The organism is Bacteroides sp. QWL-09, assembly GCF_058683585.1.
Genome location: NZ_CM178748.1, coordinates 97,042 through 111,280, shown reverse-complemented (window position 1 = coordinate 111,280; position 14,239 = coordinate 97,042). Strand labels below are relative to the sequence as shown.

The 14,239-nt window shown below is 44.7% G+C and carries 11 protein-coding genes and 1 riboswitch; of the genes, 2 read left to right on the top strand and 9 right to left on the bottom strand.

The features are described 5' to 3' along the window. Positions 1-33 precede the first annotated feature (33 nt). The 4 genes from AC4PG5_RS00465 to AC4PG5_RS00450 all read right to left on the bottom strand — a co-directional run bounded on the left by AC4PG5_RS00465 (position 34) and on the right by AC4PG5_RS00450 (position 4,969). Complete coding sequence (locus AC4PG5_RS00465) at positions 34-876, bottom strand: histidinol-phosphatase (protein WP_492029543.1); 843 nt, start codon at positions 874-876, stop codon at positions 34-36. A 231-nt stretch (positions 877-1,107) separates the two neighbouring features. Further along, the gene (locus tag AC4PG5_RS00460; RefSeq protein WP_492029542.1) at positions 1,108-2,976 is read right to left on the bottom strand and encodes an ABC-F family ATP-binding cassette domain-containing protein; all 1,869 of its coding nucleotides are present in this window, start codon (positions 2,974-2,976) and stop codon (positions 1,108-1,110) included. Further along, entirely contained in the window at positions 2,973-3,770 is a 798-nt protein-coding gene (locus AC4PG5_RS00455) for a DUF3805 domain-containing protein (RefSeq protein WP_492029541.1), read from the bottom strand. The genes AC4PG5_RS00460 and AC4PG5_RS00455 overlap by 4 nt, the downstream gene beginning before the upstream one ends. Before the next feature lie 68 nt (positions 3,771-3,838). Beyond that, positions 3,839-4,969: a hypothetical protein gene (locus AC4PG5_RS00450; RefSeq protein WP_492030651.1), complete on the bottom strand. Its 1,131-nt coding sequence runs from the start codon at positions 4,967-4,969 to the stop codon at positions 3,839-3,841. Between the two features lie 389 nt (positions 4,970-5,358). Between AC4PG5_RS00450 and phoB the strand changes: the two genes are divergently transcribed. Then, a complete protein-coding gene (phoB, locus tag AC4PG5_RS00445; protein ID WP_492029540.1) occupies positions 5,359-6,051 on the top strand; it encodes a two-component system response regulator PhoB in 693 nt (230 codons plus the stop codon). A gap of 162 nt (positions 6,052-6,213) precedes the next feature. Next, positions 6,214-7,992 (top strand): two-component system sensor histidine kinase PhoR, encoded by a 1,779-nt coding sequence (phoR, locus tag AC4PG5_RS00440; RefSeq protein ID WP_492029539.1) that lies wholly within the window; start codon positions 6,214-6,216, stop codon positions 7,990-7,992. Positions 7,993-8,026: 34 nt separating this feature from the next. After that, positions 8,027-8,232, top strand: a riboswitch (cobalamin riboswitch). Positions 8,233-8,718: 486 nt separating this feature from the next. Here the strand turns inward: phoR and AC4PG5_RS00435 are convergent. The 5 genes from AC4PG5_RS00435 to mutY form a co-directional block, all read right to left on the bottom strand. Then, a complete protein-coding gene (locus AC4PG5_RS00435) occupies positions 8,719-9,915 on the bottom strand; it encodes a DUF4934 domain-containing protein (protein ID WP_492029538.1) in 1,197 nt (398 codons plus the stop codon). Between the two features lie 584 nt (positions 9,916-10,499). Then, positions 10,500-11,129 carry a 4'-phosphopantetheinyl transferase family protein gene (locus tag AC4PG5_RS00430; RefSeq protein WP_492029537.1) on the bottom strand — a complete coding sequence of 210 codons (630 nt, stop codon included), beginning with the start codon at positions 11,127-11,129 and terminating at the stop codon, positions 10,500-10,502. A 1-nt stretch (position 11,130) separates the two neighbouring features. Then, positions 11,131-12,489 carry a gliding motility-associated protein GldE gene (gldE, locus tag AC4PG5_RS00425; protein WP_492029536.1) on the bottom strand — a complete coding sequence of 453 codons (1,359 nt, stop codon included), beginning with the start codon at positions 12,487-12,489 and terminating at the stop codon, positions 11,131-11,133. Between the two features lie 96 nt (positions 12,490-12,585). Then, entirely contained in the window at positions 12,586-13,068 is a 483-nt protein-coding gene (locus AC4PG5_RS00420) for a single-stranded DNA-binding protein (protein ID WP_492029535.1), read from the bottom strand. 105 nt (positions 13,069-13,173) lie between these two features. Next, positions 13,174-14,220: an A/G-specific adenine glycosylase gene (gene mutY, locus AC4PG5_RS00415; protein WP_492029534.1), complete on the bottom strand. Its 1,047-nt coding sequence runs from the start codon at positions 14,218-14,220 to the stop codon at positions 13,174-13,176. Positions 14,221-14,239: the final 19 nt, after the last annotated feature.

Below are 14,239 nucleotides of genomic sequence, written 5' to 3'. Positions count from 1 at the left end.
GTTCATTTCTATATCATGGGTGGATTGTCCCGATCAGTCAACGATCGGACAATCGACCCATTTTTCATGATGCCGCTCCACAACCGTCTGATAGCCCACTTGCTTCAGATGATCCAAAGCGATCCGTCGCTGATGGTTGATCCGTTCCGGATAATGTGCGTCACTGTTGACCTGCACGCGAATGCCGAGTTCACGCATCATAGAGAAATAACGTTCATTGGGATAGAACGTATGGAGTTCGCGATGCGCTTTCGTGTTGATCTCAACGATATACCCTTTCGAGGCAATGTCGGAGAAGTAATCCGCCATCAAGGCCTCATACCAGGGCTCGTCGAGCATTCCCGGGCGAACCGCTTCGGCATTATAATGAATTTTATCGGCGTGACCTAAAATATCGAAACCACCTAAAGTCATCATGCGACGCAAACGTTGGTAATAGAGCTGAACCACACCTTTCACATCATTCTCAAAATGATCGCGCATCAAGGTCTTGAACACCTCAGCCGACACATCGACATCGACAATCTCTCCCTTCACATCGGGCAAGAGATGGACCGAACCGATGCGATAATCGAGAGGTAACGCTTGAAAGCAAGTCGCCCCCGGGTGATGTTCATCGTTCAGATAATCAATCTCGAGACCAACAGCCAATTCGATCTGATCCTTATATTTCGTTTTCAGGCGGGCGAATTCCCGGAGATAATCCGTCATATCCTCCCATTCCATGGTCCATGCCGTAGAAAAAGGTAGAGGAGCATGCGACGAAAAGCCATACGACGTAAAGCCTTCGCCGATGGCAAAACGTACAAATTCTTCCATGTTTGCCCGTCCGTCGCAGTACAAACAATGACTGTGATAATTGGTCAGATTACTCATAAAACTAATGCCTTATACCTTAACAAATGACTTAACAAATGACTTAACAAAGACCCTAACAAAAGGCCTTAACAAAATACCTTAAAATCATATCTTAAGACCGATGCTTCTATTCACATCGGCCGTTACAATCCTTAATGATTACAACTCTTAGTCGCAACAATCCTTAGTTGTTACAATCCTTACTGATTATAATCTTTAGTCGTTACAACTCTTAGTGAGTACAACTCTTTACCCTTCGATCTCGCTCAACTCCAACCAACGCATGGTTTTCTCGTCGATAAGCTCGTTGATCTCGGGCAAACGTTTCGACTTCTCCGTCAGCTCGTCGACCGAGAGTGATCCGCTGCAAAGCGATTCTTCGAGACTTTGCTTCTCAGCCTCAAGTGCGGCGATCTCGGTTTCCAGTTGCTCGAACTCCCGCTTTTCCTTAAAGCTCATCTTACGTTTATCGTTCAGACGTACCCGAGTGGTTTTCTCTTCCTGAGGCTTCTCGGCCAACTTCTCCTTCTGTGCCTTAGCCTCCTTCCAGTCGCGGTAATCGCTATAATTTCCGGGGAAATCGCGTATATCAGCCTGACCGTTGAACACCAACAAATGGTCGACCACCTTATCCATGAAGTAACGGTCGTGCGAAACCACGATGACGCATCCCTTGAAGCTTTGCAGGTACTCCTCAAGCACGTTGAGCGTCACAATATCCAAATCGTTCGTCGGCTCATCGAGCACCAAGAAATTCGGGTTACGCATCAACACGGTGCATAGGTACAACCGGCGACGCTCTCCCCCACTCAACTTATAGACATAGCTATGCTGAGTCTCGGGAGTAAATAGGAAATGTTGCAAGAACTGCGATGCCGTGAGCTTCTTACCGTTGCCCAGCTCGATCACCTCAGCAATATCCTGCACCACGTCGATCACCTTCATCTGTTCGTCAAACTGTAAGCCGTCCTGAGAATAATAGCCGAAACGTACCGTCTCACCGATGTCGAGCGTTCCACTATCGGCTTGCTCTATCCCCATGAGAATCTTGATAAACGTCGACTTTCCGGTGCCGTTGCTCCCCACGATACCCATCTTCTCATAACGCGAAAAGATATAAGAGAAATCGTCCAGGATCTTCAAGTCGCCAAACCGCTTACAGAGGTTCTCGGCTTCAAAGATCTTACTTCCGATGTACGACGCCTTCACCTCCAGCTTCACATTATCGCTTTTCATCCGTTGCTTCGCCACCTTCTCCAAGTCATAGAAAGCATCTTCGCGATAGCGAGCCTTGTGACCGCGCGCCTGCGGCATACGTCTCATCCATTCCAGCTCCGTACGATAAAGGTTGTTCGCCCGTTCAATCTCGACCGTCTTAGCCTCGATACGTTCCTCCCGCTTCTCTAAGTAGTAGCTGTAGTTGCCTTTATATTGATAGATCTGACGATTGTCGATCTCAAAAATCTCCGAACAGACCCGATCGAGAAAATAACGGTCGTGCGTCACCATCAGCAGACTGAGGTTGGTCCGTCGCAGATACTCCTCCAACCATTCGGTCATCTCCAGATCCAAGTGGTTGGTGGGCTCGTCGAGGATCAACAAGTCCGGCTCGGTGATCAGTGCATTGGCCAAAGCCACACGCTTCAACTGGCCTCCCGAAAGCTGACCGATCGGTTGATTAAATCGATGAATTTTAAGTTGCGACAAGATCTGCTTCGCCTTCTGCTCGTAGTCCCAAGCCTTCTCCTGTTCCATACGGGCCAACAGTTCGTCGAGCCCCGGATGTCCCTCGGTATCCATACACCGTTCGTACTCCTTAATGAGTTCGACGGTACTATTCCCATGCAAGAAACAGGCTTCGAGCACGGTGATGTCGGCAGGATATTGCGGATCTTGTTCGAGATAGCCTACGCGAAGATCACGACGAAAGACCACCGATCCGTCGTCGTAGCCCTCCTTACCGGCTATAATATTTAAAAGAGTGGTTTTGCCCGTGCCGTTCTTAGCGATCAAGCCAACGCGCTGGCCTTCGGCAATACCAAAAGAAAGATTGTCAAAAAGCACCAAGTCGCCGAACGATTTCGTCAGTCCGTCGACTTGCAAATAAGGATTTATCATAATAGTTCGTTATACGCTTCAATCAGGTTACAAGGCTCACCCGCCTTCACTTTACTCCAAGTCAGCTTCATCGGGTCAATCAGTCGTTCGCCATACATCAAGACCGGTGCTTCACGGTTACCGTCGACCAATGTCCGCCATTCGGCTCCATCCACCTCATTAGCGAAGATCACACACAGTGTAATGCCAAGAGCCACCCATTCATCGCGTTTCTTGCGACCGATGATCTCCTTATCGACAATCTTCTGCAGCTTCTCCAGATCCTCTTCCGTTCCTTGGAAGTCGACCTTCAACTCCTCCTTAACCAAGTTCGTTGCCCACTCGTAGCTCTCGTTCAGCTGATAAATCTCCATCAGTCGGATGGGAATCAGTTCAGCCGGGTACTTCTCACCTTCGTGACGCACCTCCAAAGAAGCAATGGTTTCCTCAGCCTCATGGATGTCACCACCCTTAGTCAGGGTGAACGAACAGTCGAATGCCAGTTCACCGGCACCAACGATCCAAACATGCGTCGTGTAGAATTCACCTTCCTCCTGAAACATCTCTTTGCTATAGGCACAATCCAATGCCCCAACACGCTTACGAACAGCCGTCGGATTCTCTTTCAGCTCCTGCTCCACGCTCTGGCGACCGAAGTTCGCCCCTCCTTTGTAAGCCGATATTCTGAAATTTCCGGTCCATACCTCCGGATTATAGAAGAGAAAAGACCCTTCACCATCCTCAAACTCATTCCATTGCGAAGGGTAGCTCATAGCAAACCAAGCTCCCGGAGAGATAAATTTCTTACCTTGCATTTCTTACTGACATTTATTTAATAAGGTACAAAAATAACATTACCGCCAATGATATGCAAACTTTTGCTCTATTTCCCTATCGGCTGAATCTTCTGGCGGACCTCCTTCGAGATTTCAAGGAACATATAGTTCAGCTTACCGGAATGGATACCCATCTCATTCTCTTGATATTTCTTGTTGGCATACTGCTTCGATTTTTCAAAAGTCAGCCGCGACATTTCGTTCTGCGATTTGCCCACCATGGTCGAATCGAGCTGTTCATCAGGGAAGAAATCGTCCAAATCGATATCCCCGATCATAGTCGTTTCGAGGAAGTTCATCTCCTTATGTTTCATATCGGTGTAGTACCCCACAAACATGTGACCCGGCGTACGAACCAAGATCGGTTCAATATTGATCGCTCTCAACAAAGAGGCAAACAGAACACTTCCATCCACACAGTTGATCTGCGACGATTGCAAAGCATCGTCGAACGTACGGACACGTTGCGAGAACACCACGTTGCTCGACAGACTAGTGTTGGAGACAGAGCTATATCGGAACTTACGCTTCTGCAGAACATTCCAAAGCGCATAGATTTGCTTGTCGACCGTATTCTTATACGAAGCTTGATATCCCAAGAAGCGGTTGACGATCCGGGTATTGAGTGCCTCGCGCAACAATTGGTCGATCATCGGATGATCTTCATTGACATAAGCGGCGAAGAAGATGCTCGTATCGTGAAACTCCGTACCATTGGCCACATAACCCAACAAACACTCGTTGACACTGCGCACCGAAAAGGTACGTACCCGTTGCCCAAGGTCTTCACCGTTCATCTCGACCTTAACCACCACACTCACCGGCTCAGCCTGTGCATTATTCTTCAACGCCTCATAGTTCCAGATGATATCCGGATAAATGGTATATTCCGTTCGAGGACGATCTAACACGAACTCCGATACCGAACGGGAGAAGAAAGGCGTTTCACCCACCTCTATCCGCACACGAGAATAGGCCGATCGTGATTTCAGACGAATAGAGATACACGACTTCGGGTTACCCAAATAGACCGAATCGGAAGGGACCACCACCTGAGCATCGGTCGTCGCCACCGACAAGATCGCTGAAGGAAAAATATTTCCTCCCAAATCGTCCGTAATCTCAAAACCGGTTTTAAAATCGGAACATTTCAAGACCCAAACACTCAATGCCACCATTAATAATACAGCAGCGAAAGCGAGCTGCTTCTTCTTAGTCAAAAATCCCTTTCCATGATCCATCTGAATAGCCATAACGTACTTTTACCTTTTATTGATAGGACAAAGTTAATAAATCGCTGCCGATATCATATCATTCTACCCAAAAAGAATGAAAGTAAAATCGGGCTTTTCATCGAAATAAAACCATCGATAAGCTCCAAATAAAACGGCGATAAAACATTCTTAACACTTGTCTCTCGAAAATGTCACATAAATGTAATGCCTGTTTCATTCACCAGTAACAAAAGAACGGCTATTTTGTATGGAAAATAAAATAAAAGCATAACTTTGTCTTAAAGGTTATTTTAACAGGCTTTTAATTACATCATTATAATAGTTACAAAAAGATGAATGATTATCGTATTTTAGTCGTTGACGACGAAGAAGATCTTTGCGAGATCTTAAAATTCAATCTGGAGAATGAAGGTTATGAGGTAGACACCGCCCATTCGGCAGAAGAAGCGTTAAAGCTAGACTTAAGTCAATATAACCTTTTATTGCTCGATGTGATGATGGGTGAGATCTCCGGATTCAAGATGGCTAATATGCTGAAAAAGGACAAAAAGTTGGCTCATATCCCCATCATCTTTATCACCGCCAAGGATACCGAGAACGACACCCTCACCGGGTTTAACTTGGGAGCCGATGACTATATCTCGAAACCTTTCTCTTTGCGTGAAGTTATCGTCCGCGTCAAAGCAGTACTCCGACGGGCTTCAGCAACGGCAGAGCCGGCTCAGAAAACCGAACAGTTGGTCTATGAGAAGATGGTAATCAATATCACCAATAAAAAAGTGACGATCGACGGCAACGAGGTTGCACTCACCAAGAAAGAGTTTGAGATCCTTTTATTGCTCGTGCAGAACAAAGGACGCGTCTTCTCTCGCGAAGAGATCCTCACCCGAGTTTGGAGCGACGAGGTCTATGTGCTCGATCGCACCATCGATGTGAATATCACACGATTGAGAAAGAAGATCAAAGCGTACGGCAAGCTGGTTGTCACCCGTCTGGGTTACGGTTATTGCTTCGATGCGGAATAAACGCACAGCAGCATCGCCCGACCTCTTTCGAGGATCTATTCATGCGGTGATTGATTCATGCGAGAATTTATTCAATGATTCGGGATTGATTCAATGATTCATTAATTCATTGATTCATTCAATAGGCTATTCATTCGAGGATTTATTCAACAGATTAAATACATGTATAAGAACACTCCTAAACGCCATTTCTTATCGTTCAACCGTAAGTTGTTTCTTTCGGTTATCTCGATCTTTTTTATCTTCATCATCACCTTCTTGGCTTATCAATACCAACGGGAAAAAGAGTTTAAGATAGAAATGCTCGAAGTGCAGTTGCAGAACTACAACAATGCGTTGTATGAGAAACTGAAGCAGCACCCTTTATCGGACGAACTCATCCGGGAGTCTCTCTACAATCATCTGAAAGATAGTCGTGTTACGATAGTAGACCTTAAAGGAAAGGTGATCTTCGACAGTTTCCGAAAAGACTATAACCTCTTAGGTAACCATTTCTACCGCCCGGAGATTCAAGAAGCGCTGAAGTACGGTTACGGATTCGATGTCCGTCGTACCTCCGAAAGCACGGGGTTGAACTATTTCTACGCCGCAACAGCCTACGATAGTTATATTATCCGATCGGCACTGCCCTACAACGTCCCCCTCATCAACACCTTGAAGGCCGATTCCAACTACCTTTGGTTCACCGGCATATTAACCCTCATTCTGGTTGCACTCTTCTACAAGTTTACGCATAAGCTCGGTAAGTCGATCAATAACTTGCGCGAATTTACCATGCGTGCCGATCGTAATGAGTCGATCGAGATGAATGCACTGACGGACTTCCCTCACAACGAGCTGGGCGAGATCTCACAACATATCATCCAGATCTATAAACGCCTGCACAAGACGAAAGAGGCGCTCTACATCGAACGCGAAAAGTTGATTGCCCACCTGCAAACCTCACGTGAGGGACTAGGCATCTTTACCAAAGACAAAAAAGAGATCTTGGTGAACAACCTCTTCACTCAATACAGCAACTTGATCTCCGACTCCAACCTGCAAGAGACCGAAGAGGTGTTTGCCGTGAAAGAGTTTCAAGAGATCACCGACTTTATCAGTAAGGGACAAGCACAGCTTCCTAAGGGACGTGAAGAAAAACGCATGTCGATCAGCATCGACAAGAACGGACGCACCTTTGCCGTGGAGTGCATCTTGTTTCAAGATTCTAATTTCGAAATCTCGATCAATGACGTCACGCTCGAAGAGGAACGGGTACGCCTTAAGCGCCAACTCACCCAGAACATTGCCCACGAGCTGAAAACACCGGTGAGCAGCATACAAGGCTATCTGGAAACCATTGTCAACAACAAGAACATTCCACCGGAGAAGTTACACACCTTCCTCGATCGCTGCTATGCGCAAAGCAATCGCCTCAGTCACCTGCTTCAAGACATCTCCGTGCTCACCCGCATGGACGAGGCCAGCAATCTGATCGGCATGGAAACATTAAACCTTTCGGTCATTGTCAAGAACATCATCAACGAGGTCTATCTCGATCTCGACGAGAAACAGATCACGGTGATCAACTCGCTCAAAGACAATCTCATGATGCGAGGTAACTACTCCTTGATCTACTCCATCTTCCGTAACCTGATGGACAATGCCATTGCCTACGCCGGGAGCAATGTTAAGATCTACATCAGCTGTTTCCGAGAAGATAGCAACTACTATTATTTCAGCTTTGCCGACAACGGTGTGGGAGTTGCTCCCGAACACTTGAACCGCCTGTTCGAACGCTTTTATCGCGTCGATAAAGGTCGCTCGAGAAAACTCGGAGGAACGGGATTGGGACTGGCTATCGTCAAAAATGCGGTTCTGATCCACGGAGGAAGCATTTCTGCAAAAAACTACCAACAAAACGGGTTAGAGTTCATCTTCACTCTGGCCAAAGGAAAATAATCTGCTATAATCGTAGTATTATTCAGCAAATAATCTTACCTTTGTAAGGTATTGGTTTGCGACTCTTGTTCACAAGGGAAGCAATTAAAAGGGAATCAGGTGAGAATCCTGAACAGTCCCGCTGCTGTAAGTTTCATAAAAACGCCGAAAGCAAACTACTAATAGCCACTGGATTAACTTCCGGGAAGGCGCTTGTTGGCCGAAACAAGTCAGAAGACCTGCCGTACTATCCATTTCACTGCTTTCGTGGAAAAAGCGTTGACTCTGATAGATTGGGAAATTCTCCCGTTATTAATCAATCTGATTCAAAGAAAGCAACTTTCTAAAGACAAAAAACTCTGCCGAGTTTATTGAAAATGTCCGGTCGAAGGGATTTCGCTCGGACATTTTTTTTATAATTCAAGGCCAACAGAGTTGAAAATCGTTGAAGCAGTTGAGACTATTAGAATATTCACATACACTAATTTACAACTGTTTCCACAGTTGGTCTCTTATAACCATTTTGCGGAATTAGAGAAAGATATTAATATTTCTATTGTACAAAGCTTTTCCATCTGATAGCCCACAATTTGTTAAATACATAGGGTTATCTACATACATCCTATTGGATGGTCCATTCTTTCTCAGTTAAGGGAGAAAGAACGCAAGTACTACATGCATAAACCCCTATAGCAACCCCTATTCTAATCTCCTCTTTCATCAATCAAATGCCAACTACGCAGCCACCTATCGATCAAAATTGACAAACATAAGCACGTTATTAGGGTTTTCCTCTTTAAGAAGTGAGGCAACCAATTCTTTCAACTTCCCACTGAGCTTATTTGCATAATAAGCTTCTTCCAATTCGTCAAAATTCAACTCAAAAGAGCACTTTCTTTCCTCATAAGCTGAAAGCCGTGGATTAACACAGAAGTCTTTTCCTTGATAATCCGAAAGGGTCAATTTCTGGCGGAAAATTTCACCAGTTTTTTTGTCACGCATGTAATATTGAGGCGATGGAGATTTTCCCGTCAGATAAGTATAAATAGAAATAAACTGGAATCGACCTGCGTCCATGCAAATATCCATCGCAGTCTTTGGATTATAATCGTTCACCAAAGGCTTTTTATAAAAATAAGGTACTAACAACTTATCTTTATTATAGAGAAAAACGGTATCCGCTTCCGGATTGTACAGAAGAAGTCCTTCCGGACATTTTCTCACACGTCCATATGCCACTTGAAAAATAAAAGTTCCTTCTAAATCCTTATAACTTAAATCAACATTCTTATTGGGCAATGGAATGTAATCTAACACAGCTCCATCCATTCTCGAAACGAGGAAAAAAGTTGAATCACAAATCAAATTCCTAGAACGATCTTTATCTGCAAAACTATTTTGCATAATGGCATTCCACAATTTAGTATTATCATACACCAATATAGATTGATCGTCAAACAAGATCACCTGACCGTTAATATTTCTTTGTGGCAATGCTATTTTTCTTTTAAATTCACCGGAAGAAGAATAGACCATGATATGGTCACTAAAATCCGGAAAAACAAAAGCCTCATCCTTCTCTTCATCATACATCACAGAAAAAATATCTGTATACTCTTCCGGGCCTTGCCCTTTCCGATTAAAGCGCGATATAGGATTTCCATCTTTTGAGAAGAACAACACACTCTGAGATGCGCGATCAATAACAACAATTCTGTTTTTGGTTACATAACTGATGCCCCCTTTAAAAACATAATCATCACTTTTCGAATTTAAATAGACGTAAGTTACCTCAGCAAGATCGGTCAACTTCAGTTCCTTTTCAGCATACTCCTTAGAGATATCTATGAATGCTAATTCATCCTTTGATGCTTTGTGCGAAGAACAACCTACCACAAAAATAATTAGAACCCAATATAAAGGGTAAAATATAATTCTTTTCATATTTTAGATTTAACATTTATATAATGTTATAAAGATATTTATATTATCCGACAATAAAATATTCATCTCAAACTCCAATATTCTAATTGGCGTGAGTTCAATAATCCACATCTAACTAAAAATCAGCAAAATAGTGATAAAATCAGTAAATTTACAATGCAAAAAAAATAACCGTTACAATCCTTTTATCGTTACGTTCACCGATTTCAAAGTTACTAAAATATTTTATTTGACAGATAATTACCGTAATTTTTTTTCAACTTTCTTTTAGATAATCACTCTTTGCAGTCATCTTCCATATCTCTTAAGCGTAAATATCATCGTTCTCCCAGAATGTCTAAATCCGGATAGCGACTTATTGCTATTTTCCAGAGAAAACAGCAATCAACTTGGCGAAAGAGATTGATACACAGTTACTTTATTCTGAAAGAAGTCGCCGAATTCACATTATGTACAATAATTTAATATCTATGTCGAGTGGTTCGTTATCCACGCACAATAATTTATTATCCACGCAGGGTAATCAATTATCCACGTAGGGTAATTCATTACCCTCCAAGAAAAAAATGAGATCAGTCTCAGGTTCAACAAAGAACCATCCAAGTCAGCACAAATTCATCCCGCAGTTCATAGCGAACTGTAAGCATCTTCTCGGGATCTCTCGACATCTGACGAGCCATCATTTGTCCTGACGTTCCAAACTTGAACGGATCAATTTTAATCTGCCGCAAGTCGGCATCGGCATCATCTACCCCTTTGTAGATACTCTCTTTAGCCGACCAATAAGTCAGCAACTCCCACGTCGTATCCCCTTCGGTTTGCGAAAGCCGCTCATCGGGATGCATGAAGCGACTCGCCACCCGATGCACTTGTCGACGGTAATGCTCGAGATCGACTCCAACACGACAGTCTCGGCTCAATAATACGGCCACATAACCTTTGGTGTGTGAGATGCTGAGTTGAAAAGAATCGCCGGTCAAAAATGGGCGACCGTTTTCATAGTAGTCCACCACCTTTTCTTCACCCAGCAAACGAGCGAGTAATACGCGAACAGAGAGCCATTCCAAACGACGGGGATCAGAGGTGATTCGAGCAAAAGCGGACTCGTAAAGCGCAGGGTTGTGCAGAAGTTGCCACAACTCCTCCGTCGTCTCCTCCATCTTCCAGACGCCAAGACGGTAATCGGGTTGATGATCATCTAAAAATAACGGCATATCAAGACTCTTTACGGTTGGACGTTTCGTCTCCGGAAGGCGGAAGAATGGTAAACTTAACTTTCATGATGCGACGTTTGTTCATCTCCAACACTTCAAACTCGTAGTTCTTATAGACCACCTTTTCATGCAGTACCGGGAATTCCCCTTTGATCTCCAACAAGATGCCGGCCAAGGTATCGGCATCGGCACTGATCTCATCGAAATCCTCCTCGTCAATGTTAGCCACCTTATAGAAGTCGAGCAACTGAGTCTTGGCTTCAAAGATCCACGACCGCTCGTTCAACTGTACAAACGTCCGTTCATCTTCGTCGTATTCGTCTTGAATCTCACCGACGATCTCTTCGATAATATCTTCCATGGTCACAATGCCCGATGTCCCTCCAAACTCATCGACTACCACCGCGATATGAATCTTGTTCGCCTGAAAGTCACGCAGCAGATCGTCGATCATCTTCGTCTCCGGTACGAAATACGCCGGACGGATGAGCGACTGCCAACGGAAAGTATCCCCTTTCGTCAGATGAGGGAGCAGGTCTTTGATGTAGAGCACCCCTTTAATATCGTCGCGCGTACCCGAATAGATCGGAATACGAGAGTAAGCATTATCGACCACACATTGGATCACGTCCTTAAACGGTGTGTGGATGTCGAGATCGACCATATCCAGACGAGAGGTCATCACCTCTTTCACGGTCTCTCCTCCAAAGCGAATAATCCCTTCAAGAATATTACTCTCTTCCGAGATCTCTGCCTTGTCGGTCAGCTCAAGCGCATGCGACAGCTCATCGACCGAGATGTTACGACTCTTAGGTAAGAATCGCTTGTTCAGAAAAGTGGTCGAGCGAATCAAGGCCGTTGCAAAAGGATGAAACAGTTGGCAGAGGAACGAGACGGTCGGCGCCGAAAAGCGACAAAAAGCCAACGTCTTCTGAGCAGAGTAAATCTTAGGCATGATCTCCCCAAAAAGGAGCAAGAGGAAAGTCAGCAGAACGGTGAGCACCACAAACTCGGCCAACATGGAATGAAAGACAAAGACATTCATGAAGAAGTAATTGCAAAGCATGATGATGGTCACGTTCACAAAGTTGTTCGTAATCAATATCGTAGCCAAGAGTCGTTCGGAATTGTTCAGCAGACGACTGATCTTTTCATCCGACGGATGACGATGTTGTTCTATGTCGTTCCGGTCGGATGGCGACAAAGAGAAGAAAGCAATTTCTGAGGCAGAAGCAAAACCTGAAGCGAGCAGAAGTAATGCCGCTAAGACAATAGCTATGATAGCAAAGGTGGAGGGAGCGTTTACGGTTATACCGCTAAAAATAGTTGCCATTTGGCATAAATAACCATCTGAGTCCAAAGAGTATCGGTTTTAGTTAAACAATAGTCGTATGTTCCACGAGCGACCGATGATAAAAGATGATCGGCCGCCGTTTCGGAAACATAGCGATGAATTTTAAAAAGGTAAATCGTCTGTTGGGTCCGACGTCATACCAGCCGACTGTCCTTGTGCAGGAGCCGCCGAAGGAGGAGTCGAATAACCGGTTGAGGAAGGGTTCGACAAACCGCCCATCGGATTGGGCTGAGCCGTAGTCGGATGTGCTCCCTTAGGCGTCAACATCTCCATGTTATCCACAAAAATCTCGGTAACATAGCGTTTCGCTCCGGTCTGATCGTCGTACGAACGTGTTCTGATCTTTCCTTCAATATAAAGTTTATCTCCTTTATGCACGTATTTCTCGGCCGTTTCGGCCAAACCGCGCCATAGCACCAAGTTATGCCACTCTGTACGCTCCGGAACTTGTGTTCCGTTGGATAACGTATACGCACGGTCGGTTGTCGCCAAAGATAAAGTAGCAACCGCAATACCTGAATCTAAATATCTTACTTCAGGGTCTTTCCCCACATTTCCTAACAAAATAACTTTATTCACTGACATTTGATGTAATATTTTTAGTCGTCAAATTGATTTATTGCCAAAAATAAACAGAAATAAAATAGAATGCAAATGTTCATCCTATTTTTATAACTCCATTTTTCAACTTTATTTCAAAATATATTTCTCAATAAAAAGGTGCATTAATCTCGACACGGCATAGCGTTCCAAATCGTTCAGGTCGATCCGAAGAAAGGTGTTAAAGGCTTCCGAACCTTCGGGTAGCGTGACTTCATAGAAGTTGGCGTAAATGACCCGATGCGAAAGGACGTGCTTGATTTCGCGACAAACCGTTCGAACGGTGATCGGCTCACCGGGCACGAGGAAGGCACGAAAAGCATCTGATCGCAAGAACTCTTCTTCCGAAAGCAACGTCTCCGACTCGACCAACGGAAACTCAAAGAGGTTTTTCCAAATGTCATTGCCCGAACGCTTTTGCAAAAAAGTATGCGCGCCCATGCGTACATATATATAGTTAAAATATCGGTTGGTTGTTTTCGTTTTATGCTGTTTCACCGGCAAAACATTCACCGTCCCGGTGGCAAGAGCCGCGCAAGAATCGGCTAACGGGCAGCGGATACAATCGGGCGATTTCGGGGTACATTGCAGAGCTCCGAAATCCATGATGGCTTGGTTATAACTGTCGGAATGTTTCTGGTCGAGCAATTCTTGTGCCGTCGCCGCAAACAACTTCTTTCCCGGAGTCGAATCGATCGGAGTGTCTATGCCTAGATAACGCGACAACACACGGTACACATTACCATCGACCACCGCATAAGGCATGCCATAAGCAAAGGAGCAAATCGCTGCAGCAGTATAATCGCCTACCCCCTTAAGTGCCAGCACCCCTTTATAGTCGGTTGGGAATACTCCATTCATACTTTTTGCCGCCGCATGCAAGTTACGTGCACGCGAATAATAGCCCAATCCCTGCCAATATTTCATCACCTCATCCTCCGAAGCCGACGCCAATGTCGTCACATCGGGGAAGCGTTCTACAAAACGTAAATAATAATCGTATCCCTGCTTCACCTGCGTCTGTTGCAGAATAATTTCCGAGATCCAAATCAAATACGGATCGGAAAGTTCACGCCATGGCAGACGACGCCCATTCTCTTTATACCAATCGATCAACACCTTACTAAAAACACTCATACCTACTATCCGGTCAAAA